The 25,128-nt window shown below is 48.9% G+C and carries 23 protein-coding genes; 13 read left to right on the plus strand and 10 right to left on the minus strand.

What is annotated here, in order from left to right:
* Nucleotides 1-94: 94 nt before the first annotated feature.
* Together HF638_RS02420 and HF638_RS28490 are read right to left on the minus strand one after the other, a co-directional pair.
* Nucleotides 95-586: a phosphatidylglycerophosphatase A family protein gene (locus tag HF638_RS02420; RefSeq protein WP_062833545.1), complete on the minus strand. Its 492-nt coding sequence runs from the start codon at nt 584-586 to the stop codon at nt 95-97.
* Nucleotides 587-885: 299 nt separating this feature from the next.
* Nucleotides 886-5,034, minus strand: coding sequence for a DNA polymerase III subunit alpha (locus tag HF638_RS28490; RefSeq protein WP_248277995.1), 4,149 nt, complete (start codon nt 5,032-5,034; stop codon nt 886-888).
* 265 nt (nt 5,035-5,299) lie between these two features.
* Here HF638_RS28490 and HF638_RS02435 point away from each other — a divergent pair, with 265 nt between their 5' ends.
* From HF638_RS02435 to HF638_RS02445, 3 genes are all read left to right on the plus strand, one after another.
* Nucleotides 5,300-5,629 (plus strand): YtrH family sporulation protein, encoded by a 330-nt coding sequence (locus tag HF638_RS02435; protein ID WP_026081169.1) that lies wholly within the window; start codon nt 5,300-5,302, stop codon nt 5,627-5,629.
* 21 nt (nt 5,630-5,650) lie between these two features.
* Nucleotides 5,651-6,139 carry a sporulation membrane protein YtrI gene (locus tag HF638_RS02440; protein ID WP_017689500.1) on the plus strand — a complete coding sequence of 163 codons (489 nt, stop codon included), beginning with the start codon at nt 5,651-5,653 and terminating at the stop codon, nt 6,137-6,139.
* 83 nt (nt 6,140-6,222) lie between these two features.
* Nucleotides 6,223-6,564, plus strand: a complete 342-nt coding sequence (locus tag HF638_RS02445) for a YtpI family protein (protein ID WP_348982057.1) — start codon at nt 6,223-6,225, stop codon at nt 6,562-6,564.
* A 145-nt stretch (nt 6,565-6,709) separates the two neighbouring features.
* On the opposite strand, the gene HF638_RS02450 is transcribed toward HF638_RS02445, so the two are convergent.
* From HF638_RS02450 to HF638_RS02460, 3 genes are all read right to left on the minus strand, one after another.
* On the minus strand, nt 6,710-8,044 hold the full coding sequence (locus HF638_RS02450; RefSeq protein ID WP_169478703.1) for a DRTGG domain-containing protein: 1,335 nt from the start codon (nt 8,042-8,044) through the stop codon (nt 6,710-6,712).
* 252 nt (nt 8,045-8,296) lie between these two features.
* A complete protein-coding gene (locus HF638_RS02455; RefSeq protein WP_211175452.1) occupies nt 8,297-8,584 on the minus strand; it encodes a hypothetical protein in 288 nt (95 codons plus the stop codon).
* A gap of 96 nt (nt 8,585-8,680) precedes the next feature.
* Nucleotides 8,681-9,028 (minus strand): YlbF family regulator, encoded by a 348-nt coding sequence (locus HF638_RS02460; protein WP_169478704.1) that lies wholly within the window; start codon nt 9,026-9,028, stop codon nt 8,681-8,683.
* Between the two features lie 236 nt (nt 9,029-9,264).
* On the opposite strand from HF638_RS02460, the gene HF638_RS02465 reads away from it, so the two are divergent.
* Genes HF638_RS02465 through HF638_RS02485 form a run of 5 tightly spaced genes read left to right on the plus strand, consistent with a single transcriptional unit; the run spans nt 9,265 to nt 15,627 of the window.
* Nucleotides 9,265-10,632 carry a YheC/YheD family endospore coat-associated protein gene (locus tag HF638_RS02465; RefSeq protein WP_076330330.1) on the plus strand — a complete coding sequence of 456 codons (1,368 nt, stop codon included), beginning with the start codon at nt 9,265-9,267 and terminating at the stop codon, nt 10,630-10,632.
* Nucleotides 10,633-10,682: 50 nt separating this feature from the next.
* On the plus strand, nt 10,683-11,873 hold the full coding sequence (locus tag HF638_RS02470; RefSeq protein WP_169478705.1) for a YheC/YheD family endospore coat-associated protein: 1,191 nt from the start codon (nt 10,683-10,685) through the stop codon (nt 11,871-11,873).
* 60 nt (nt 11,874-11,933) lie between these two features.
* Nucleotides 11,934-13,307, plus strand: coding sequence for a YheC/YheD family endospore coat-associated protein (locus tag HF638_RS02475; protein WP_169478706.1), 1,374 nt, complete (start codon nt 11,934-11,936; stop codon nt 13,305-13,307).
* Nucleotides 13,307-14,413: a YheC/YheD family endospore coat-associated protein gene (locus HF638_RS02480; RefSeq protein ID WP_169478707.1), complete on the plus strand. Its 1,107-nt coding sequence runs from the start codon at nt 13,307-13,309 to the stop codon at nt 14,411-14,413. The genes HF638_RS02475 and HF638_RS02480 overlap by 1 nt, the downstream gene beginning before the upstream one ends.
* 35 nt (nt 14,414-14,448) lie before the next feature.
* A complete protein-coding gene (locus tag HF638_RS02485; protein WP_348982058.1) occupies nt 14,449-15,627 on the plus strand; it encodes a YheC/YheD family endospore coat-associated protein in 1,179 nt (392 codons plus the stop codon).
* Nucleotides 15,628-15,722: 95 nt separating this feature from the next.
* Here the strand turns inward: HF638_RS02485 and HF638_RS02490 are convergent, their stop codons facing one another.
* The gene (locus tag HF638_RS02490; RefSeq protein ID WP_169478708.1) at nt 15,723-16,415 is read right to left on the minus strand and encodes an HAD family hydrolase; all 693 of its coding nucleotides are present in this window, start codon (nt 16,413-16,415) and stop codon (nt 15,723-15,725) included.
* Between the two features lie 293 nt (nt 16,416-16,708).
* On the opposite strand from HF638_RS02490, the gene HF638_RS02495 reads away from it, so the two are divergent.
* Nucleotides 16,709-18,427: a methyl-accepting chemotaxis protein gene (locus tag HF638_RS02495; protein WP_169478709.1), complete on the plus strand. Its 1,719-nt coding sequence runs from the start codon at nt 16,709-16,711 to the stop codon at nt 18,425-18,427.
* A gap of 179 nt (nt 18,428-18,606) precedes the next feature.
* On the opposite strand, the gene HF638_RS02500 is transcribed toward HF638_RS02495, so the two are convergent.
* Nucleotides 18,607-19,578, minus strand: coding sequence for a Gfo/Idh/MocA family protein (locus HF638_RS02500; RefSeq protein ID WP_169478710.1), 972 nt, complete (start codon nt 19,576-19,578; stop codon nt 18,607-18,609).
* A 409-nt stretch (nt 19,579-19,987) separates the two neighbouring features.
* Here HF638_RS02500 and HF638_RS02505 point away from each other — a divergent pair, with 409 nt between their 5' ends.
* The 4 genes from HF638_RS02505 to HF638_RS02520 all read left to right on the plus strand — a co-directional run bounded on the left by HF638_RS02505 (nt 19,988) and on the right by HF638_RS02520 (nt 23,585).
* Nucleotides 19,988-21,619 carry a thiamine pyrophosphate-binding protein gene (locus HF638_RS02505; RefSeq protein WP_169478711.1) on the plus strand — a complete coding sequence of 544 codons (1,632 nt, stop codon included), beginning with the start codon at nt 19,988-19,990 and terminating at the stop codon, nt 21,617-21,619.
* Between the two features lie 12 nt (nt 21,620-21,631).
* Nucleotides 21,632-22,000 (plus strand): carboxymuconolactone decarboxylase family protein, encoded by a 369-nt coding sequence (locus HF638_RS02510; protein WP_169478712.1) that lies wholly within the window; start codon nt 21,632-21,634, stop codon nt 21,998-22,000.
* 187 nt (nt 22,001-22,187) lie between these two features.
* Nucleotides 22,188-22,538 carry a hypothetical protein gene (locus HF638_RS02515; RefSeq protein ID WP_169478713.1) on the plus strand — a complete coding sequence of 117 codons (351 nt, stop codon included), beginning with the start codon at nt 22,188-22,190 and terminating at the stop codon, nt 22,536-22,538.
* Between the two features lie 54 nt (nt 22,539-22,592).
* Nucleotides 22,593-23,585: a 3-oxoacyl-[acyl-carrier-protein] synthase III C-terminal domain-containing protein gene (locus tag HF638_RS02520; protein ID WP_169478714.1), complete on the plus strand. Its 993-nt coding sequence runs from the start codon at nt 22,593-22,595 to the stop codon at nt 23,583-23,585.
* Nucleotides 23,586-23,758: 173 nt separating this feature from the next.
* Here HF638_RS02520 and HF638_RS02525 read toward each other — a convergent pair whose 3' ends face one another.
* The 3 genes from HF638_RS02525 to HF638_RS02535 form a co-directional block, all read right to left on the minus strand.
* The gene (locus HF638_RS02525; protein ID WP_017689524.1) at nt 23,759-24,328 is read right to left on the minus strand and encodes a manganese catalase family protein; all 570 of its coding nucleotides are present in this window, start codon (nt 24,326-24,328) and stop codon (nt 23,759-23,761) included.
* A gap of 98 nt (nt 24,329-24,426) precedes the next feature.
* Entirely contained in the window at nt 24,427-24,702 is a 276-nt protein-coding gene (locus HF638_RS02530) for a spore coat protein CotJB (RefSeq protein ID WP_169478715.1), read from the minus strand.
* Entirely contained in the window at nt 24,692-24,931 is a 240-nt protein-coding gene (locus HF638_RS02535; protein WP_036609912.1) for a spore coat associated protein CotJA, read from the minus strand. Before HF638_RS02535 ends, HF638_RS02530 begins: the two co-directional genes overlap by 11 nt.
* Between the last annotated feature and the right edge of the window lie 197 nt (nt 24,932-25,128).

Below are 25,128 nucleotides of genomic sequence, written 5' to 3' on the forward strand. Positions count from 1 at the left end.
GCATCAAGCCTATCAGGGCAGCCTCAGCCGCCCTTGATGACTTCATATGAGCCATTGGAGTGACAACAGCATATAAGCATGGAAATGCAGGAGGTTACAGGTCTGAGGGGTATTTTTTGGCTTTAATATTTTTGTGTGCAATCCGGGCAGAAGCGGCAGCCGCCACCCCTGCGACCAGATCATCCAAAAAGACATGAATGGCTGTTGCGTGTTCGTTCAGATCATGAATAACACCTATTTTTTCTTTATCCAGATAACCAAAACTGGTTAAACCGATCATACCATACACATGAGTAATGCCGAGGGCCAGAGTCTCGTCCACTCCATACAGGGATTCATCCGCTTCCATAATAGCCTGTAACGGTTGGGGCAAGAGTTTTTTCTCTGCAAGTTCGTCGAGAGCAATACCGGTATAGAGCGTATATTGCACCTCTCGTTTCTGCAGAACGGATTTCACGCTGGTTACACAGTCGTCCAAGGTCAGTTCGGGGTGGTACCCTTTTTGCAGACGGTATACAATTGCTGCGATGGCATCAATCCGTACACCCCGCCGGGCCAGCATGGCTTCTACGATTTCATATGACATATCTCGACCTCCCGCATCAATCCCCCGAGGACCGCAAGGTCCTTCGGTGTTCTCAAGTGTATGCAGCTACCTGTTAAAATGTTCATAAAATGTGCGGATAGTTGAGGCCAGTAACATCCTGGACATGATATAGGATTGTACATTCAGCTCTGGCCTGTAGCTGGTCTGCAATTCGAATGATTAAACCATTACGTCAGGGAACCACGCTAAAACAATCACCAAAAAACCTGTTCAGCATTTAGCCAAACAGGTTTCATATTATGGGAATAAGAGCTATCACTCATTTGAGGGACCGCTTTTTATTTAATTTTGACCGTGCCCTCACCCAGCATCTTCTCCATACCGGAGAACAGGGCTGGTGATGGCTTGATCCGATAGGCATCACTCAGCGCAAGCAGCTTCTGTTGCTGCTCATAGAAGAGCACCGTCGCCACAGGTCCGGGATGCTCCTGAAGCAGCTGCTTCAGACGTGCCAGAAGCTCGGGCTTCTCCGCATGCGGGGCGATCTTCACGAACACTCGCTGCTCCACCGCCCGCGGTCCGCGGCTCTGCTCCGGGCTGCCAGCCGCCTCTGCGGCACCGCCGGCACGGGAAGCCGCCGCCGTGGCTGCGCCCGTACCCGCCGCATCGCTGCGCGTCGCTGCCGAGCCTTGGCTCCCGCTGCTACGCATAGCGGGAGCCTCCCCGCCTGCGCTGCTGCGCTGCGCTTCGGCTCCTGCGCCCGCTGGCCGACGTGGCGAAGCCGCCTGCGCCGGGCGCGAAGAGCTGCCGCTGCCGGGCTTGCCACGCCGGTCACGGCTGCGCAGCTGCTGTTCCAGTGCCGCCGGAGACAACGGCGCCACTTCCTCAGCCAGCAGCTTAAACCCTTCGTCCTGCTGCTGCACTTTGGCACGCACGACGAGCAGTTCGCCTTTCCCGACATGCTGCTGGCTACGCCGCCATACCTCGGGAAAGAGAACCACTTCGCAGCGTTCAATCTGGTCTTCCAGCTCCATGAACGCCATGGCTTTGCCCTGTTTCGTCGTAATCGACTTCACGGACACAACCATTCCCGCAGCGACGGTCATCGTGTCGTCAGCCGCCTCGGTCAGCTCCATGATCCGGTCAGCCCCACTCGATTCCAGCACATCTTCATAGTCATCCAGCGGATGCCCGGAAAGATACAAACCTAACAACTCACGCTCTAGCTCCAGTTGCTGCCCTGAGGAATAAGGGGGAATTTCCGGATATTCGATCTCCCAGTTCGGCGTCTCAACGAAATCGAACAATTGAATCTGCAGATCCTCACGTTCCTTACGCCATTTCAGTGCGGCTTCAACCGTCTCATCCAGCATCGCCAGCAATTGGGCCCGGTGTCCAGGCAATGAGTCAAAAGCTCCTGCCTGAATCAGCGATTCAATCACACGTTTGTTGCAAACACGTAAGTCCACACGACGACAAAAATCGAGCAAACTGTCGAATGGTCTCTCCTGCCTTACGATCATGATGCTTTCCATCGCCTGGGTACCGACATTTTTCACAGCGGCCAGACCAAATCGTATTGCACCCGTTAATTTTTCCTTATCATCATCCTTATCCTCATTTGCATTAGACACTGCATCGTTTTTCTCCACAGAGGACAGTTCACCTTGCTCTGTGTGCGAAGAAGATGCTTCTTGCCCCTGGTCATTACCATTTTCCGTTGAAGCAGCCGTCACCAATCCCGGTTCCTTCCGGTTGTCGGATGCCTCAGGCATGGATGTCGCTGCTTGCCACTCATATCCGCCACTGCCCTCTTCCGGTCCAGGACCGGGATCATCCGGCAGAGGTGCTTCACCATATTCGGCTTGTCCCGAATACCCATCATGCTCATGAAGGGAATGTTCGTCAAACGAACTTCCGTTACCGTTACCGGCATGTTCTTCGTCAGAGCTTAGGTTATCACTCTCTGCATCTGCTCCCGCAGTCTGCTTGGATGAACCCTGATCCCCGTTTCCTGCGCTGCCGGACGGCACAAATACAGGCGTAAACAGAATACCGCTCTCATTCACATCCGGCGGAAGCACCTCCATGTCCATACGTCGACACTCCACCACGTACTCTGCCACTTTCCGATGGCTGCCCATCACAGCTGTCAGCATGGATGCCATAAAATGCACCGGATAATGCGCCTTCAGATAAGCCGTCTGGAACGCGAGCACACCATATGCCGCGGCATGAGCACGCGGGAAGCCATAGTTGGCAAACTTGACGATCATATCATAGACCAGGTCTGCCTCTTCTTCGCTATACCCTTGTTTCAGACTGCCCTGTACAAAGTGTCCACGCTCCAGATCCAGCACTTCCCGTTTCTTCTTGGAGACCGCTCTGCGAAGCAAATCCGCTTCACCCAGCGAGAAACCCGCCATCCGTGAAGCAATCTGCATGATCTGTTCCTGATACACAATGATCCCGTACGTATCTTTCAGGATAGGCTCCAGATCCACGTGCGGGTAATCCACCTCGATCTGTCCATGCTTGCCCTGAATGTATTTCGATATGAACTCCATCGGACCCGGACGGTACAAGGCAAGTACAGAGATTACATCTTCAAAACTACTTGGCTTCATCTCTTTCAGCACACGGCGTACCCCGGCAGATTCCAGTTGGAATATGCCCATCGTGTCCCCTCGCCCAAGCATCTCGTACGTTAACGGATCATCATCGGGGATAAGGCGGAAATCCGGAATTTCTCCATGTTCCCCAATCCAGCGCACACATCGCTCAATGATCGAGAGGGTACGCAGACCCAAAAAGTCCATCTTAAGTAACCCAATAGACTCCAGGTTTTCCATGGAATACTGGGTTAACGCTGTCCCTTCACTGCCCTCCTGAAGCGGCACCGCATCGGTCAGCGGATCGCGGGAAATAACCACTCCCGCTGCATGCGTCGAAGCATGACGTGGCATACCTTCGACCTTCATCGCCATATCCAGCAGTTCACGCGTTTTCGGCTTGGTTTCATACAGCGCCTTCAATTCAGGCGTAGCTTCCATGGCGCGCTCTATGTTAATGCCGAGCTGCGCTGGAATCAGCTTCGCAGCCTTGTCCACTTCGCCATAAGGCACATTCAGTGCTCGCCCAACATCACGCACAGCTGCCCGTGCAGCCATCGTTCCAAACGTGATAATCTGGGCGACATGGGCTTTGCCATATTTATGCGACACATAATCAATGACCTCATCCCGCCGCTCATCGCTGAAGTCAATATCAATATCCGGCATGGAGATCCGCTCAGGATTCAGGAATCGTTCAAAGAGCAGGTTGTATTTCATCGGATCAACATCGGTGATGTGCAACGTGTACGCTACCAGACTACCTGCCGAGGAGCCACGGCCTGGTCCAGTAACAATGCCTTGCTTATGCGCATAGGCGATAAAATCCCAGACAATCAAAAAATAATCCGAGAACCCCATGCTGTCGATCACACCCAGTTCATACGCCAGGCGTTGTTCGAGTTCGGATCGAAGCTGCGCGTCTGTCCAACGTGTGGACTGCGCATAACGCTCCTCCATTCCTTCTTCGCACAGCTGACGAAGATACGCCGAAGGGCTGAGTCCATCGGGAAGTGGTCTGTATTCCGGCAAAATCGATTTGCCGAATTCCAGCTCCAATTCACAAGACTCCGCAATGCGGACGGTGTTGGCCAGAGCCTCGGGCACATGAGGAAACAAACGAGCCATCTCTTCTTCACTTTTCAGATAGAGCTGGTTGGTTCCAATCCGAAGCCGAGTCTCGTCATCTACGGTCTTGCCTGTTCCGATACAGATCAGCACATCCTGAAGCTCTGCATCCTCTTCCGACAGATAATGCGCATCATTGGTCGCTACAAGTGGAATCTCAAGCTCAGCAGCTAGTTTGATCAACTGCGGATTTACCCTTTTTTGCTCGGAAAGCCCATGATCCTGAAGTTCCAGATAGAAGTCGGCACCAAAGATATTTTTGTAGCGTAACGCCGCACGTCTTGCCTCTTCTTCTCGTCCATGCAGCAGATGCTGTGGTACTTCACCGCCCAGACATGCACTGAGGCAGATAATGCCCTCGTGATGGGCAGCCAAGCTTTCCATATCTACACGTGGTTTGTAATGAAAACCTTCGAGATGTCCAATCGAGCATAATTTCATCAGATTACGGTAACCCGTCATGTTTTTCGCCAGCAAAATCAAATGATGAATCGGTTGATCCTTGCGACTTCCCCGCTCTTTACGGGACCCTGCTGTCATGTATGCCTCGCAACCTATAATCGGCTTAATGCCTCGTTCCATACATGCTTTATAAAAAGGAATTGCACCATACATCACGCCATGGTCGGTCAGTGCGAGTGTTGTCATTCCAAGATCTGCAGCCTTATTCACGAGATCCGGAATACGCGCAGCGCCGTCCAGCAAACTGTATTCGCTGTGAACGTGCAAATGCACAAAAGAACTCATGTTTTTTCTTCCTTTCGCCGCAGATAGTCGCAGCATCGATCTTCTGATCCGTCTACTGCCCTATCTCTCTCATATATATGAATTAAATAAATAAAAAAATGGAATCACCTATTAAAATTCGTGACAACCTCTTAAAAGGAGACTTTATTATTCTATTTTATCATAACGTTCGGGGGCACGCCCATACAATAGAAGTACAAGCCGCTCCCCCTGTGACAGACCGAAGACAGGAGGTGTGCTGCTGGGTCTGAAAGGGGTGTTGCCAATGAGCACATTTTTGTCCAAAGCCATTCTTGATTTCTTTATTGCGTTTGGGATCGTGCTGGGCGGCGCGATGATCGGAGGGATCGGAGCGGTGATCTCGCTTCAGCCTCCAACACAGACGATGCTCGATATTTCCGGAAAAATAAAGATATGGGCACTCGCAGCTGCCGTTGGCGGCACAATAGATCCCATGCGTGTCATCGAGAGCAATTTCCTGGATGGTAACCTGTCTCCGGCGGTCAAACAAATCCTGTATCTGATCTCTGCTTTTATGGGCGCGCATATGGGAACGGAACTCGTGAAATGGGTGTGCGGCGGAGGCCGGAGCTAATATGAAACAGGAACAGCGTTCATGAGAATTCCGCCATTCTCCCGTTACCGCCCGCTGATGCGAATGACCGCTGTATTTGTTCTGGGAATGATCGCTGGATGTGTCGTCTACAACGGTGTATTTCACCTGAGTTACAATGCGTTGTGGCTGAACAATCAGGAGCTGCAGCTTCAGCTGCATCAGAATGAGGAGGATATCAAAACGCTGAAAAAATACAGTAAACGCCAAACCGTTATCAAGGAAATCAAGGTCCGTGCTGAAGAATCGGATAAGGGGCCGGACGAGGCTTCTCTGAAAGTGATGTTACAGAAACTAGGGGACGAACTTGAGGTACTGCGGGGCAGAGATGTATTCAACATCGACGAGTATAGCAAAATGACGCGAATTATGCTGAATCAGAAAGTGTATTCTGTCAGGGAAAAAGAGTACACCGTTCAGGTCAAAACAATGCTGGTTATGGAAGGCGTACTGCAAGTCTGGGTACAGATTCGCATGCACGTTCCTGCGTAATAGCAAAAAAACTGCGCTTGTCTTCATCGCTGCATGATACAATAAGGGCAGTAAATGCTTTCCAGAAAAGGAGCTGCGTCTTGGTGTTCATCGATGTACTCAAATATGCTCTGATCGCTATCTTTGCTGTTGCCATGGTCTTTGCCGCGCTGAACAGCATTCATTCACGCAGAACCTCGGATGCTGCCAGCGCTGGTCTTTACCGCTCCTGGACGAATATCTGGATGGGTGGCATGCTCATCGTGCTTGCGCTAATCCTGATGTTTGTCTTCACGGGTTCCACGTTATCTGTGGTTGTGGAAGCGCTTTTTCTAATTATGGGTGCATACAATGTATTCGCCGGAATACGTAACCGCAGTTACTATGCCAGACTTCAACAACGGTCCAGTAATGGATCGGGTAAAACCTCCGGACAATCTGCATGATATTGTGAAGTACAATCATTGTATCTGCAAAAAGAGAGTACTGCCCTACATCGAGCGAAGCCTGAACCGCGATTTCAGCGGAACTCAGAAGTGCTTCTCGATCAGGGAGTACTCTCTTGGTCTATTATTAGAATCATTCGTTCGACTAGGCATGGTCAATGGATTGCAATGTCATCACCGCTTTGCATACCACACTGCCTTCACGAGTAACTACAATGTCCATCTTGCATGTACGACGGCTCGTTTCCAGAATAACCGGTCGAACCAGAATCTGGTCCTCAATCTGTACCGGCCGAACAAAATAAGTCGTCACATTATCCACCACATGGTCGTTTCCCGTCACATCCCAGGCTGCCCGCCTGCCCGCCTGTGTCATCACATTCAGCAGAACACCTTCCGAGATTGTACCCAGGTCCGTCGCCATCTGGGGAATGATGAATCCGTGAAATAACAGTTCGTTCTGTTCTCCGCGTTCCTCAGCAAACCCATTCCAGATCAGATGATCAAACGTCTCGCCCAGTTGGGGCTGCTTCTGTGCATCCCGCATGGCCTGCAGCACTTCCTTACGCGTGACGGACGCAATCAGTTTGCGGTTCCGATCCACGATTGGCAGAAAATCGATGCCTTCCCAGGTCATAATCTGGGCTGCTGAAGCGAGTGAAGTCTGCAATGAGGCCGTAATCGGGCGGCGTATCACACATTTCTCAATACTCTGATCTGCCGTAAGCTCACTGACATCCTTCAGACTCACAATGCCAATGACCCGGTTCCATTCATCCACGACCGGGAAGCGGTGTTCACCCGTCTCCGACACCAGCATATGAAAATCTGCGGCTGAACTGGTGACCTTCAGCACCTGTAAGCGAGGTTTCTGACCGATAATATCCTCAACAAGCATAATTTTTTTCTTAATCAGCCGGTCGAAGATCGCACGGTTAATCATTGAAGCCACCGTGAACGTATCATGTCTGGATGAAATAATCGGTAGCCCAAGCTCATCAGCCATAATTCTTACTTCACGACTTGTCCCGAAACCACCTGTAATCAACACGCCCGCTCCCTGTTCGAGGGCAAGGGAATGAGCGTCCTCCCGGTTACCTACAATCAGCAAACTCCCAGCGTCAATATAACGGGCCATCGCCTGTTCTTTCATCGCACCGATCACATACTTGTGCAGCGGTTTGGCGAGGCCGTCGTTTCCGCCCAACACATGGCCCTCCACAATGGTCACGACATCCGCAAAGGTCAACTGTTCCGACATGCCCCGGGGTCTCTTCTCGATCCGCACGGTCCCAATTCGTTCCTTGGTCACGACCAGCCCGAAGTTCTCCGCCTCTTTCACCGCACGATAAGCTGTACCTTCACTTACGCCTAGCTCCCGTGCAAGTCCACGTACCGATATTTTACTGCCAACCTTCAGTTGTTCAATATGTTGAAGTAACTGTTCATGCTTCGTTACGTTCTCTTCTTGTCCGTCCATCTGTACCACCCCCGAAGATGCATCTGTACTATACTGTATCTATTATAACACGCCCTTAGGAAAATAACCCCATCTCCTACCCTATTCTCCTAGGGAAATCCACCGCTTGAATTCAATCATCCGATTGATCCATAATCTTATATGTACCAAAAAGACCGGACCCCCTGATGTGAAAGGGATTCCGGTCTTATTCCAGAGGCAGAAACAAAAAATGTCGACCCTGCCCTGGCATACTGAATGCAATTCTATTCCTTATACAGACTTGCTCCGCTCCTGCTTGTCCAGCAGTTTCATTTCCCACTGCCGCAGCTTCGCCCGCCGAACGGCTTCCAGCGCACGTTTCTTTTCTTCATCCACACCGAGAATAAAATGCAGATGTGCACCAACGATTAATAAAGAGAACAGCACCCATACGATGCCAAAAATATTAACCCAGTCCATTCCTCCGGCAAAGGAAATCCGCGGCAGTGCAATGACCAGCATCGACAACGCGATAAGCAGATAGATCACATGTTTTGCTTTTTTCAACCTCTTCACCATTCACAGCTCCTTCGTTCTTGATCGACTCTATATGTCTAGTCTATGAACGATAAGCAGCTAATATGAAAGGTTCAGGTAAAAAAACAAGACAAGCATTTACGCTTCAGCGCCACCGTACAGATGACCCAGACTGTCTGCGATAATTTTGTTCACGTCTTCAATGATCACACTGAGGCGACGCTCTGCATCAAACAAACGACGGATGTTCAGGTTCAAGCTCAATACTTCAAACAGCTTTTCCATTTTCTCCATCTCATCCGGAGCTGGCATATCCCCGCTCATCATGCGTTGTTGCAATTCCATTTGTTGATCACGGAAGTTATCCAGCATTGCTTTTGCATCCGGATCAGTTTCAATCAGCTTCATCGCGGAAGTAATCTCTTCCACCTCGCTACTTTCTCTTAGTGCTTTGGCCAAATCATTGGCTTTGTCATAAATGTTCACTATTATTCCTCCTCAGATTGGTTTGTTCATCCGTGTTAATACACGCTTTTCTCTCCTGTCAAACAAGGACGATCTGAAACAAGCCTTCGATACCTCGCCCCGAATCAAATGCATTTAATCCATATGGGTCAATCACCAAGGGTTATATGTCCTCATATGATGAAGCACATGCCATGTTCAGATGCCGTTCAACTTCGAGATCAGACATCAAGTTGCCGCCCGGAAGGAGATCCGTGATGTCCACTAAAAAAGTAACGATTCAGGTTACCGGCTCGGGCATCCTGCAGGACGACGTCATCATGCTGGGCGAAGGGGTGCTCAAGGCACTTAAAATCCCTTCAGGAAGGCCGCTTCAGCTGCAATTTGGCTCTTTCCGCCGAGAAGTCACTGTCATTCCGGTACCAAGGTATGACGGACTGCGCATCAATCAAACGGTTGCCAGCAAGACCGGTCTTGTTCCGCGTTCGGTCCTGAGGGTATCCTATCGTTCAGCCAGCCGTACGCTTCGCCTTGGACCTTACATCAGTGTACTGGTTAGCCAGGATTATCCCGATCAGCCCGATCGGCCCTTTGGCTCCATCACGATGTTCTGTCAAGAACTGGTGAACGCCTGCCGTAAGCAAGGCGCCTATGTATCCTTTTTCACACCGGAGGATATTGGAGCGGTAACGGGTTATATGAAGGGCTGGGTGTATGATGACGGCTGGAAAAAGACTGTTCTGCCTGTAGCAGACGTCGTCAATAACCGGCTAACGTCCCGCAAGCTTGAGAACAAACCTAGCGTACAGCATTTTATGAAAGAAGTAAAATCGCTCTACGGCACGCAAACCTTCAATGAAAAGTTTCTGGACAAAAACGAAGTATTTGACGCACTCAAGTCCATTTCAACGCTTAAACGAGTTCTTCCCGAGTCCCATTTACTCAAGACATCCTCCATGCTCAAGACAATGTGCAACCGACATCCGGTTGTATTTCTGAAGCCCGTACGCGGTTCATTGGGCAAAGGCATCATCCGGGTCTCACGTCAGACGGACGGAAGTTTCCTGACTCTGGCGACTGGCGTCGGGGGTACCCGGAAACAAACGTATGCATCTTTGGATAAACTGTATGCCAGTATGTCTGGGAAAATGAAAACAACACGTTACCAGATCCAGCAAGGGCTGACTCTCATTGATCACAGTGGCAGACCTGTGGATTTCCGTGCGCTCGTGCAAAAAAACCGTACCGGTAAATGGAGTGTAACCTCCATCGTTGCCCGGATTGCAGGCGGGAGTCACTACGTATCCAATCTGGCACGGGGTGGAAGTCTCAGCACCGTGAAGGAAGCCGTTGCCAAAACACAGTTGTCCGGATCGGCCAAAGCTTCCGCATATGCAGGATTGCACACCGCAGCACTGGATATCGCAAAAGGGATCGAAAGTGCCATTCCTGCTCACTTTGGAGAACTTGGTATTGATCTGGCTCTGGACTCCACTGGACGCGTATGGCTGCTCGAAGTCAACTCAAAACCATCCAAGAACGACAATACACCATTGAGTGAGAGCAAGATCCGTCCTTCCGTCAAAGCCATGTTGGAATACTCCACGTACCTGGCCGGGTTTTGAGAAGTCATCTCCTATTGGAAACAAATCTGATAGAGGAGAGGTGCAGCGTAATGTTTCCATCAGCTCAGACAAAAACACTGGCCATTCTGGTACGTGCAACCGAAGGCTCACCTCCCTTCACGGATGAACTTTTCTGCCGTCGTCTCAGTCTGGGGAGTATGCGATATGCCCTTCAGGTTATTGTGATCCCGATATCGGTTGATGCAGCCCATTCTCCCCTGCAATGGGGATATGCCTATCATCAAGGAAAGTGGAAGAAGATCCCTGTTCCTGGAGTCAACCTCATCATGGACCGTTGTCTTCGCCCTCTACCCAGGAACGTCAGAGAACAGCTTAAAGAACGGATATCGACCAATGGCACAGATCAGCACCGTTATTGGTCTGCTTCCCTGCCAGGAAAATGGGAAGTGCACCGTGTGTTGTCCCGAAATCCTGAATTGCGGGCAAAACTTGCACCGACAACCCGGATCGGATTGCATATCCCCTGGGAAACATGGTTGGAACGTTGGCCCATGGGACTGTTCTTCAAACCTGTATCAGGGACTCATGGCAAGAATACCTTTCGCCTGTCTCGGGGAGCGACGCCAACAACATGGATCGTAGAGGGCCGTAACGCGGATAATGAAAAATTTTGTCTCACCTTCAATCACACGCAGGCCGTATCTTCCTGGCTGGCAGTACATCAGGCTGAGCACAAGATGATCGTGCAGCCCTATCTGGAGCTTAGCCATCTAGGAAGAGCGTTCGACATACGGGCTTTAATGCAAAAGAACGGGCAAGGTCGCTGGACGTTGACAGGATGTATGGTGCGAGAAGGACCCGAGGGTTCCCTCACGTCCAATCTTCACGGAGGGGGTAGAGCCTACCCTGCCCACGCCTATCTGCTCCAGCGTTATGGAACGGTACGCACAGAAGCTCTGCTCAAGAGCATCCGGCAGACTGCCGCTCTTATCCCCACCCTGCTGGAGAGTCGTTTCGGCAGGCTAGCCGAATTGGGGCTTGATTTTGGAGCAGATGCAGAGGGCCAACTCTGGCTAATCGAAGTCAATTCCAAACCAGGCCGCACCTCATTCGCAGAAGCGGGCGACCGACGCATGCATGCCATGACGTATACTCAGCCGCTTGCCTATGCCCGTTATCTGTTGCAACAACATGTTCTCACGGACGTCATTCGTCCAATGAAAATGCCGAATACATCCAGCAAAGCTGGCCTGAAACCCATCCCAATTCACGGCGGCTGAGGCCCGCAGCGCCCGCTTGCCATGGAGCACAAGGATCTTTTCAGGATAGGAGGATAAATCATGAGTTTGACCTTTTGCAATCTGCATTTCACCAAGCAACCGGATAAAGTGGTTTATGTATCCAACGCTTTAATGAAGAGCCTCAACCTGTCTGGCAAAAAAACGGTTAACCTTCGCTTTGGGCGTGACCGGGTGCCTGCGACGATCAAACCAATCAAAAAGGCAGGTAAACATCTCTATCTCGCCTCAGGTATCCGTAATCTGATGAACGTTCCCAAACGGGGCAGTATTTATCTCCGTAACTTGCAAAATGATGAAGTCCAGTTAGGTCCACTGATCGGCGTACTCTCCGATGGGCCTTCGACAAGCACGAATCCATTCGGTTCCCGTACAGGTTTCATCAAACAGTTACTCCGTGAAGGCAGCCGGAAATCCTATATCTATGCCTTTACTCCCCGGGATATCAATTGGCAGAACGAGACCGTATCCGGTTTTTTTCTGAATGATAACGGAAGCTTCACCCGCAGAACGGTACCTCTGCCCGATGTCGTCTACAACCGGTTGCCGAGCCGCCGTTCAGACTTCTCACCAGCGATTAACCAACTGCGGGAGCGATTTATTCGCCGGAAAATTCCGTTCTTCAACTGGAGCTTCTTCAACAAGTCGGATATCTATACATTGCTGGAGAATGAACCGACAGCAGGACGGTATATCCCTGAATCGATTACCAATCCGTCGGTGGAACAGATGAAAGAAATGCTGGAACGCCATCAGTTTGTCTACTATAAACCTACTGCCGGAAGTCTGGGGAACGGGATCTATCGCCTGACCTATTCACCCAAACGTGGATATTTCGCACGTTATCGCAAAAAAGGCGGTAATGCACTCCTGCGCTTCGGGTCCTTCAACAGTCTGATGCGTATGCTTCAGGGAAGACACGGCAAACAACTTCGCGGATATGTCGTTCAACAGGGAATACGACTGATCGAAATTGATGAATGTCCGATTGATTTTCGTTTTCACATGCACAAAAATGGTAACAACCAATGGGTTGTTGTCGGAATTGGCGCCAAAAAGGCAGGACGTGGCAGCGTCACAACACACATCAAAAATGGCGGCTCCCTAATGACCCCTGAGCAGGCTCTCAGTCGCAACTTCGGCGACCGTTCGGGAGAAGTTCTTCAAAAGGCCAAATCCGTCGCTATTACACTGGCCCAGGCGATTGAAACCCAGCACCAGCATTTGATTGGTGAGATTGGCTTTGATCTGGGCATTGATCAGGAGGAACATGTATGGATGTTCGAAGCGAACGCCAAACCCGGCCGCTCCATTTTCCGTCACCCTTCGCTCCGGGTGGAGGGAAAATCGTCGGTGGAGCACATTTTGGAACACTGCCTGTATTTGAGCAAGTTCCGGAAGAAGGAAGACATTTGATGAGCCTTCATGATGATTTCAAACCTGTCATTGCTGTTTTGACCATGCATGATAATCAGCGCATGTTCAGGGGAAATCATCAAAATTTTCAGGATATTCTGCAGACAGGCGAGAGCATGGGATATGTGGTGTACATCGTGACTGTACGGGATCTGAACGTGAGTGGTCCCACCGTGAAAGGATATACGTACAACAAGGGGAGTGGAAAGTGGGTTTCACAGCCTTTCCCCCTTCCCCATGTGCTGTACAATCGTATTCCCAACCGGGAAGACGAAGGAAAACCTTCCGTTCAGCGTAAAATTGACGAATGCATGCAATCGGGAATCGAACTGTATAACCCATTTTTCTTCAATAAATGGAATCTGTTCGAATGGCTCAAAAAATCCAAATCGACTCAGCAACTGATTCCCCATACCCGGCGGATGCGCAGTGCTTCTTCTCTGGGTGCCGTTCTGCGGACACACCCCTATCTGTACCTCAAGCCCGAGAGCGGCAAAGCTGGCAAAGGAATCATGATGCTGAAATTCCAGGAAAAAGAGCGCCTTCCCTATCGACTTAAAATACAGACCACACGGAAAAACACGACCTACAAGACGGCTACACTTGCCAAGTTATGGGCACGAATTCGCAAAGAAACCGGGCATACGCCTTATATCATGCAACAAGGCATTGAACTTGCTTCGTCTCGTAAACGTCCCTTCGATTTGCGTGTTCTTGTACAAAAGAACAGCAAAGGACAATGGAGCGTGACCGGTGTAGGTGCGAGACTTGCTGGCTCCCGCAGCATAACCACTCATGTGCCGCGTGGAGGAAGTGTAGAAGACCCCGAGAAGCTGTTGACCGAACTTTTCGGAGAAGAAACGACAACCACCCTGATGAAACGTGTGAAATCCACTTCATTGATGATTGCAAGACAGGTAGAACGGGGATCGGGTTACACGCTCGGAGAAATGTCCATGGATTTGGGCATTGATGACCTGGGGGAAATCTGGTTCTTTGAAGCCAATGCGAAGCCCATGAAGTTCGATGAACCACAGATCAGGCGGCGGTCACTGGAACGTATATTTCACTACAGCGCTTATCTTGCCCGTCAGTCCAAACGATGATAGACAGGAATACTGCAAAAAGAAGGTGATTGTTTGTGTCCTCACCTGTTCTGGGCATTATGACGTTGTACTTAAATGAACATCGCGCTCTTGAAGAACGAAGCATCTATCGCAGAATGATTCTTGAGGGGCGCAAGCGGGGACTCGATATCTATGTATTCACGCCTGCCGACGTACACCCAGGAGGCAAACAGATTGAGGCGATGGTTTTTCATGAGGAAAAAGGCTGGTCTCGGGAATGGCGATCATTCCCGGATCTGATCTTTGATCGCTGCCGGATTCAGCGTAACCGCAGATTCCAGCAACTGCTTGCTTTTCGGGAGAAATATGGTCACCTGCTCTTTCTGAACAGACCACTGCGTAATAAATGGACCATCCATCAGACCCTTTCGGAAAAAGCCAACTTTCGCGAACACCTGCCGGAAACGGTGTTATTTCAGGATATGTCTGATGTGAACCGCATGCTCAAAGCGTCTTCTCTGGTTTACCTGAAACCTATTAACGGCACCGGCGGACGTGGTATTCTGCGCGTTGAACGCAGCAGTAGCGAGGCGAATACCGTGCTTGTTCAGGGACGGGATCAGAAGCGTCGTATTATCACGCCACGTAAAGTCCATCTATCACGGCTTGGCGCGCTGCTTCAGCACTGGAACATGAAAGACAAATATCTTGTACAGAAGGGCATTCAACTTCAGCTCCCGAATGGCCGGGTGCATGATTATCGCATGCTGGTTCAGAAGAACGGCGAAGGACAATGGGAACTTACCGGATGTGCAGGACGCATGGGTGCAGAGAAAAGCGTAACCTCCAATCTGCATGGCGGCGGTCAGGCTGTAGCCATGCATCGTCTCATGAAGCAATGGATCGCTGACGAGGAACTCCGAGCAGAAATTAACACGACTGCAGAGAAGTTTGGCATTGATGTTGCTTCGTTTCTGGAAGATACGTATGGGGACTTATGCGAGCTGGCACTGGATTTGGCGATTGACAAGAGCGGAAGTATCTACCTGCTCGAAGTTAATCCCAAGCCTGCACGTGAAGTATTCGCTCGTATCGGTGAGCGTGATATCTATTATAAAGCCATCACCCAGCCGCTGGACTATGCCCTATGGGTATACCGCAACCGGGCCAGTCGCCCGGTTAAACAAATCAGAACCACCCGGCTTGCAAGCAACAGAACATCTGCATTGAAGAAAGCACGCAAAAAGAGATGATCTGTTGATCACGAATAAAAGAGCGCCCAACCCGCTGATACATATCGGGTTGGGCGCTCTCGTATGATTATCGACACACTTAATCGATGACTGGCTTATTCTGCTTCCGCTTCATCATATAGACGCAGCAGTTCCGTAAAATCAGAGATCAGCGCATCCGAGCCTGCAAGCTCCTCATCACGACCGAATCCGGCATAGGCACAGCCGATGACCGTCTGATGGTTCATTTTACCCGCTTCCACATCAGAGGAGCGATCCCCGACCATCCAGGCGTCCTGAATCCGATGTTTCTCCAGCAGGATCTGCACTAAATTGATCTTGGAGGGAGTCTTGTACTGGCCTGCACTATATACCCCTTCAAAGAAAGGCATAATCTCGTGTGCAAAAGCCACACCCTTCACATAGTCCTCCAGCCCGTTACTCGCGACAAAAAGACGCACTCCTTGTTCTTTCAATGCTTGCAGCGTTTCTTTCACGCCAGGATACAATTGAGAACTTCCTTGATCGAGCCCCTCAATCTCCAGTTGAAGCAGCAGTTCGTCTGCACGGCGATGTGCCGCTTCAGACGCCTCGGGCATAACGACTTTCCATATATCTTCGAGCAACATGCCCAAGCTTCCCAGCATCCGTTCCTCTGGTGGGGTTTCTCCTTCAAAATGCCCTTCGGCACGTAATGTATCAAATAACTGCTGGTAAGCTGGCAACAACAGGGTCTCTGTCTGGAACAGCGTACCATCCATATCAAAAATCATCGCTTCCGGTTTGCGCAATATCGTCTCTTTGGTCATGTCCAATGTTCCTTTCGGATTGGGATATGTATATGTAATCTGAATTGTTCCCTTTCCATGATAAACATAACATTTGAACGTGTAAACCAACGATTGTAAAACATCGGAAGCCCTAACCTTATACAAAAATAACTAACGTTATATGATAATTAAACAAACTATGTACAAACAAACTTTCTTTACGTATAATACTAAAAAATAGTACTTTAGACATCCAATCTAAAGACCCAAAAAAAATTATTTTTCCAGTTTTTTCGACATTTACATATACCCCATAGAGAGGAATATTAAACATGAATAAGCGCAGGACCTTCAAAATTTTTTATAAGATTGGATTGGGATATCTACTTGTACTGGCTGTGCTGGCTGGTTGTATCCTTCTGATTCAGAGCAGTACAAACAAACTTCAAGAGGAACTGGATTTTCTGGTCGATCATGATATGAGAGTACACGCCCTGACTTATGAACTCGAAAAAACCATGGTAGATATGGAGACGGGACAACGCGGTTACGTCATTACTGGTGAGGACAATTACCTCGATCCCTACACCAAAGGAAAAGAAACACTGGGTACTTTCAAAGATGAACTTGCCGTATTAATTTCGGACAACCCGGCCCAAACCGCACTCTTGAAAGACATACATAGTAATATGGAGAGCTGGATCCAGGTCGCTGGTGAACCTGTGATCGCCCTTCGCCAAGCCAATAATACGCAGGCCATTCTAGATTTCTTTGCCGATGACCCGGGTAAACGAGACATGGACCAGATTCGCGCCGCCCTTGCTACGTTTCGTACCAACGAGCTTACGTTGACCGATACCCGTACAGAAGCACTCAAGCAGAAAAATACAATACTGAACTTGGAACTGTACGGGGCACTTATCGTTGTCGCCATCATCTCGTTCATCACTGCGTTAATTTTGTCCCGCGCCATTGTTAGAAACATCCGTACCGTAAAGCAGGCCGTGAATGACATTGGTTCTTCCAATGGTGACCTGACGCTGCGAATCGCTACGCCGATGAAAGACGAAACTCGTGAACTCGCGGAGTCAGCCAATGTGATGCTCGCTGGTTTGCAGCAAATGATGCTGGACGTTCAGAGCAATGCCATGATTCTGAGCTCAGCGTCGGATCGATTGGATAAAGGGGTCTCCGATAGTCATATTGCCGGAAAAGAGGTTGCCACTGCCATGGAACGCGTCGCTGAAGGCGCTGACGAACAGGTTGCTTTGACTCAAACAATGGTAGCTGCGATGCAGCAATCCCTCACTGGGCTTAATCGTGTCGCCTCTTCGGCAGCTGACGTGGCTGAGCGTGCAGTACGTACAGAATCCATTGCTGTGGATGGGCAACAGCGTATTGATAATGCGGTAGGCAAAATGAGTTCCATTGAGCAATCCTTCCTCTCTGTGCAGGAAGCCATTAACGATATTTCGAAGATGTCTGATCAAGTGATTAATATTGCAGATGCCATGTCAGGAATTGCGAGACAAACCAATCTGCTTGCACTTAACGCCGGAATTGAAGCTGCTCGCGCCGGGGAAAATGGACGTGGATTCGCCGTTGTTGCCTCGGAAATCCGTAATCTGGCGGACCAAAGCGCAACCTCAGCCAAAGAGATCACAAGTATATTGGAAACCGTAGTAGCGGGTGTTCAAAGTACGGTACAGGTCGTTGATGAGAGCACACTTCATGTGAATGAAGGGTTGCAAACCATCGAGGATGCAGGTCATGCTTTTTCAACCATTACTCAGCATATTCATAACCTCAGTGGTGAAGTTCTGGAGGTATCCGCTGTTGTCGAAGAGCTAACTTCTGGCAGTGAGGCCGTAATGAAATCCATTAGCGAAGTATCCGCTGTTGTGGAAGATACGGCATCAGCCACGGAAGAAGTATCCGCAATGACAGAGGAACAACTTGCTTCTCTCCAGGAAATGTCTGACACATCCAAACAGTTAAATGAAATGTCCGACGCGCTTGATCAACTGGTTAAACGATTCAAGCTTGCGTAATCCGACTCAACCTACTGATCGAGTATCTATACAGCTATATCCGTTGCATTTAACCAAAGGAAAGAAGCATCGCAGACAGGCTCACACGAGCCTCTGCGATGCTTCTTTGTGTTAAGGAGAGCTGAATCAGGAAAAGGTGCATCAGGCACCTCTATCTGAAAAATCCTGTACTCCTTTTCTTATCTCGATTGTTCCGTGTTACGTAGCGCTTCAAGTATCAATTGTGCCTGATACCCATCGTTAAAATCATATATTTTACCTGGTTTGCCTTGTATACGGGCAATGACATGTTTAAGTACAGGCAGTTCACTGGCGGATTCAAGCACTTCCACCGGAGAAAGGGGCTGCCCCACCAGGCCACTCTTCAATTCATCCCAATTTTCCAGAGCAATTGTACCTTCCGTGCCGTACACCACCATGGATACACGTTCTTCCCCCGCAAATTGAGAAATACCGTTTAGCTGAATTCGGGTGCCGTCTTCCAGTTCCAGGGCTGCCTGCACTTCAAGCTCACAATCCCCATTCTCAGGATATTGAACCTGAGTACTTACGACCCGGACTGCACCAAACACTTTTTGAATCATATGAATCCAGTGAATTCCCACTTCAAGAATAAATCCGCCTTGTTCACGACTCGTAATCCATGCATTCTGTTGCCATGTTCGAGGCCACTGCGGGAATTGTAGAATGAGATCTATTTTGCGAATCGTACCCACGGTGCCCTGCTCAATCATCTCTTGCAGCTTCAGCACGGAAGGTTCATGTGGCATAGAAAAATGAATGGCGTGAACGACACCCGCTTGTTGCGCTGCATCCAGCATCTTTTTCGCTTCTTCCACACTATTGGCAAGCGGTTTCTCACAGAACACATGAATTTTGCGCTCCAGCGCTTCCATGACAACCGGATAATGAAATTTTGGCGGAACTGCAATATACAGCAGATCAATCTGATGTTCATTCATCAATTGCTTGTAATCCGTATACGTTCCAACCCCCGGATGAGAAGCTGCAAAAGCCGCCAGACCTTCCTCATTCGCATCACACACCGCTACAAGTTCAATCTTTGTGTCCATCTTCGTATTCTCGACTTGATGAACCATATGTAAACCCATTTTACCCAGCCCTATCAGAGCCATCTTTATCACTGTCATTCCATTCACCCCAATCCATTCCAGTATAGCAGAAAGCAACGTATTGCCAACGCTATAGACTATTGCGAAAAAAAGATGTCGCTCTTAATGCGATGTCATCTCGCAGGCTAAAAAACACCATTTTCAGTCATTATTTTACATTATTTGTTTACAATTCTTAACTGGGTAATTTGTTGCAGGAATATATAATCATTTATTTTTGCTTTACCCAGCAACACTTTAAGCGTTACCAACTTAAGAATCAGGAAATTAGACTCATAAAATAGATTGACAAAAAACCACAAAAAAAGATACTCTTCCTAATAACAAACATATATTTCCTCTGACAACCTTAGAAAACGACTTGCATTCAAATAATGGAATACGCGTATGGTTCTAATAACCTATTTCATGAAGCGAGGTGTCCCGCATGAGAACAGTTGCGGACTATTTGGCAGAAACTCTGCGTAATCTAGGCGTTACTCATGTCTTTGGTATTATTGGTAAATCCATCTGTCCTGCTGTCCTGAAGATGGTCGATTACGGATTAGAATTCATTCCAGGCCGTCATGAATCCAGCTCAGGTTTTGCCGCATCCGGTTATGCCCTTCAGACGGGCAAGCTTGGCGTTGCTTTTGCCACATCCGGTCCTGGCGGAACCAATCTGCTTACCGCTGCAGCCCATGCGAAGGCCAACAATCTGCCTGTACTGTTTATTACGGGTCATCAATCCATTCAGGAACTGGGGCTACCCCAGTGTCAGGATTCCTCTTCCTATCTGGCTGATCTGGCAGAAATGTTTAGGCCTGCCACACTGTTCAGTAACCTGGTTGAGCGTGGAGATCACTTCGGCACCCTACTGAATCATGCCCTATCCATTGCACTCGGCCCCAATAAAGGCCCTGTTCACCTTTGTCTACCTTTTGACGTACAGACTGAGTTGTTATCTCAATGCCGAATTGTCATTCCCGAACCGGAACCTCTTCTTAGCGTATCTAACCTGAATCGCATTCTCCCTCTCATTCAACAGTCCAATCGTCCCTTAATTATTGCTGGTAAAGGTGTTAGTCGCGCCCGCGCCCATGATGAACTGCTTCATTTGGCTGAATCGTTCAACATTCCCGTCATTACTACGCCTGGTGGAAAAGGAGCGATTGCGTGGGACCACCCTCTGTACCATGGACCTTGTGGTGTTGGAGGTTTCCCACATGCAGACGACATGCTGAACCAAAGTGATCTCTATATCGTGCTCGGTTCACGTCTAAGTGATATGACCATCTGCAATCTGAAGCCTGAGAACCACCCGGCACACCTCATTCAATTTGACGCTGATCCTACGTTTGTCGGTAAGATTCTGAGCGCTCAAACCTTACATATCACCGGTGATTTGAAGGACAACATGCACTATTTGCTGGGCACACTCGTAGACCATTCTTCTCCAAAGAAAACCACGGCCCCCATAGATTATACTGTCCCTTTACCGGATCTGCCCCGCCTGTCTTTGGCTTCTGTGCTGGATGGGATGAGTGAACTGCTTCCGTACGATCATAAGCTGTTTGTCGATGATGGCAGCCATGGATTTCATGCGGTTCAGCGATATAAAGTCAAGAAACCCGGCAGCTTTGTGTTTGACGCGTACTTTGCATGCATGGGTAATGCCATTGGTATGGCGATAGGTGCGAAGGCCGCTTCACCTGAAGAGACGGTCGTGTGTATCACCGGAGATGGGTGTTTCATGATGCTTGGAACAGAGATCAATACCGCAGTATGCAACAATCTGAATGTCATATTCATTGTCGTCAACAACAAACAACTGGACATGGCACTCAAAGGAATGGAAAAAACAACAGGCAGAATCGATGGCACCCTGTTTGAAGTTCCTATGGACGCATCTAAGTTTGCCGAATCCCTGGGTGCTGTTGCGTTCCTGGCAGAGACCCTTGCTGAATTCTCATCTGCGCTGAACACAGCACAGACGTTGAATCAGGTGACTGTCATTGAGCTACTGACCGATCGCGACGAGATTCCACCTACAGCTCACCGCACCGTAACTTTGAATTAGGAGGAGCATATCATGAGTGAACATGTGGCTCAGGGCCTGGACCGTTTTTCTAAACTTTCTGGTGAGTACGGCGCTAAAGCCCTCGCACCCATTAAAGAGCATTTTCCCGAATTATCCGAATTTATTATGGGGACGGCATATGGGGATATTTTTCAGCGCACTACGATTACGGATCAATGGAAGGAAGTTGCCATTATCTCCTCGTTGATCACCCAAGGACAGTATGAACAATTGGGGGTGCATTACACGATGGCTCTGAGCGTGGGAGTGACCGTGGATCAGCTCAAGGGAATATTGCTACATCTCGCACCTTGTGTGGGTGCTCCGCGCATTATAAGTGCATTTAATATATTGCTCGCCACCTTGGAAGAAATACAGTAATTCACTTTTCTACATTTTTATACATGATTCGACTTTTTTATTGATCTTTTTACATTCCTACCTTTATAATATGGTTAAATTATCCTTCGAACCAGCTCGCATCTTAGAGGCTTTCAGCAGAGGTCCTATAGGGCTGTGTATCCATTAGCAGGATAGCCTTAACTCATTTAAAGGAGAGAGATCAAGCATGGGAAATTTCATTCTTAAGACTGACGTTCCGAACAAGGTGTTAAACATTGAACTGGAGGGTTCTTTCTCTCAAGAAGACGGTTTGCGTTCCATCTCGGCCTATCAGGACACGATCGCTCCAATTAACACTAAGGAATATCACCTGAATATTGATTGCAAAAAGTTGAATGTCACTGCTCCTGAGATTGTGCCTCTTCTGGAAGGATGCCTTCAAATGTTCAAAAAAGACGAATATAAAAAAGTCGTGTTGACCCTCGAGAACAACGCGATTCTAAAAATGCAATTGTCCAGGCTGGGTCGGTCTGTAGGCCTGAACAATCTCGAAATCATATCTACCGTTACCACTTAATAAACCAGGCGGACAAGCTGTGAATTCACCCTTCCGCTCAAGAGGAGAATGAAGATGGCCGGAATTCGTATTGTAGATATCGATATCTATCATCCAGCAACCAAGGTGCACAATGATTTTTATATTGAACATTTTGATGCAAGAGGTGTAGATATTCGTGGATTGTTAAAGGCACTTGGTCGTGATACACGTTATAAAATTGACAACGATGACGAAAACTCACTAAGCATGGCCTTTGAGGCAGCCAGTAACCTACTGGAAAAAACCGGACTCACCGGTGCAGATATTGATCTGATTGCTTATGCAAGCCAAACGCCAGAATACATCTTTCCTACGAATTCCTTGATGATTCATCGCCTGATTAATGGCGCTTCTCACACGATCTGCATTGACAGCAACGCTAACTGTGCAGGCATGACCGCAGCTTTCGAACAGGTTAGCCGGCAGATGCTGGGTAATCCTCGAATTCGCCGTGCATTAATCATCGGCTCGGATTACGTGGCTCCTCACGCCAGTCCGGATGATCCCGTATACTTTGCCAACTTCGGTGATGCAGCAGCGGCGGTTATTGTAGAGCGGGATGAACATGCTATCGGTTTCATTGATTCAATCTATCAGACCGATACTTGTGTGTATGGTAATTCACTCTTTCCTGCTGAAGGCCTTGCGAAACTGGGCCAAACGGGTGTAGATGCAGGGGCCTTTCATGTGAAATTCATCCCATTTGATGATTCGATCTGTGTGGATGCCGCTTCGGAGTCCATTCGTACCCTCCTGACACGCAACGAGATTGGACCAGATGAGATCAAAGCCGCCTGCTTCTCCCAACTATCCATTGGTAACATTCGGGCTGTATCCGAGAACGTTGGCATCGGTGATGATATTGCCGTCTACATCGGAGACGAATTCGGATATACCTCCACCAGCAGTCCGTTCATCGCATTGCATCGGGCGATTACATCCGGTCAGATTCAGCGAGGTGACAAAGTGTTGTTCTGGACCGTTGGAGCCGGGTGGCAAAATGTTGCCATAGTGGTTGAATACTAGGCCTTTATTCGCCAAAATAAAAACAGGACGATCCCTTTTATTTTAATTAAAATGGATCGTCTTTTTTATTTGAATGCAATCCACATTTCAGCATGCACACTCCTTCGGGCTCTCTATTCCTTCAAAGCAAAAAGCAGCCCTCATCGGACTGCCAGGTTCCTATTTCCACCTGTTCAGAAAATCTTCTTCGTCTCCCGATCATCTTTCAGAATCTCCACAGCCTCCCGGAAACGTAAGGAATGCACAATCTCCCGTTCCCGCAGAAACTTCAGACTATCCTGTAGATCCACGTCATCGGTCAGGTCGATCAACCATTGATATGTAGCCCTGGCCTTCTCTTCTGCTGCAATGTCCTCGTATAAATCCGCGATCGGGTCACCCTTTGAAGCGATATAAGCTGCCGTAAATGGTACTCCCGATGAATTCGTATAAAACAAGGCAGAGTCACGCTGCGCATAGTTCGGCCCAAGCCCGGCTTCTTGCAACTGTTCTACCGAAGCGTCTTTTGTTAACTTGTAGATCATGGTGGCAATCATTTCCAAGTGGGCGAATTCTTCCGTGCCTATGTCGGTCAATAACCCGATAATTTTGTCCGGAATCGTATAGCGCTGGTTCAAATACCGCAGTGCCGCCGCGAGTTCCCCATCCGCTCCTCCATATTGCTCCGCTAGCAATTTCGCCATATGAGGATCACATTTACTAACCCTTACGGGGTATTGCAATTTTTTCTCATATACCCACATGCCAGACGCCTCCCTCTACGTTATCAAAATACACCCCTTCTTCGGCCCCCGAGCTTCCCGAACTTGTAGTCTTTCAAGGAAGCCGGGGGCTGATAACATCATACTTGCCATGGCCAAGGTGTCTGTGACCATTCCCACGGATACTTGGAGAACGCATGCCCAAAGTTCATCAACGGTCCGTACAACTGCTGAAATTCATGGGCTACCCGAATTCGCTCTTGGCTGAACTTGTTGTACTGCTCAATGCTTTGGAAGTCTCCTGGATGGGTGTCCAGGTACAGATTCAGTTCCACTAACACAAAATCCAGCGCCTGAAGTTCTTCAAGCAACTCGTAGTATTTAGCGTCACAGGGTTTCGGCACTTCAGGTTCCATCCACTTCCACCTTCCTTCCCTTCGATCTCGCTGGTGTATAAGGGCTGTATAATGCAGGCCATAATGTTCCCAATCTTAACGCTTCTGCCGGACTGTACTGTGGCCAGCCCATCGGCTGAAATGGAATAAATAATTGCGGAGGTACCAAATACGTCCGAATCGCTACCGGCGGACAAGGATCAAACGGCCCCACAAAAGGGGCGTAAGCACGAAGCTGCGGATCTTTCACAGAACAACGCCTCCTTATTACATCGTTGGTGCAACTGCATATCATACCACTAAGGTCCTTCCCGTTTCCCGTCTCTATAACCATATGACGCTGTATCCAAAGTTAATCCGAAATTCGCTTGAACGAAGCGCAGAAATTCTCCACTTTCTCTCTTCAATAAAAAAAGACCCCCGGTTCGTTACCCTTTCAGGTAACGA

Origin of the sequence: Paenibacillus sp. SZ31 (genome assembly GCF_012912005.1) — a bacterium.
Classification (GTDB): Bacteria; Bacillota; Bacilli; order Paenibacillales; family Paenibacillaceae; genus Paenibacillus.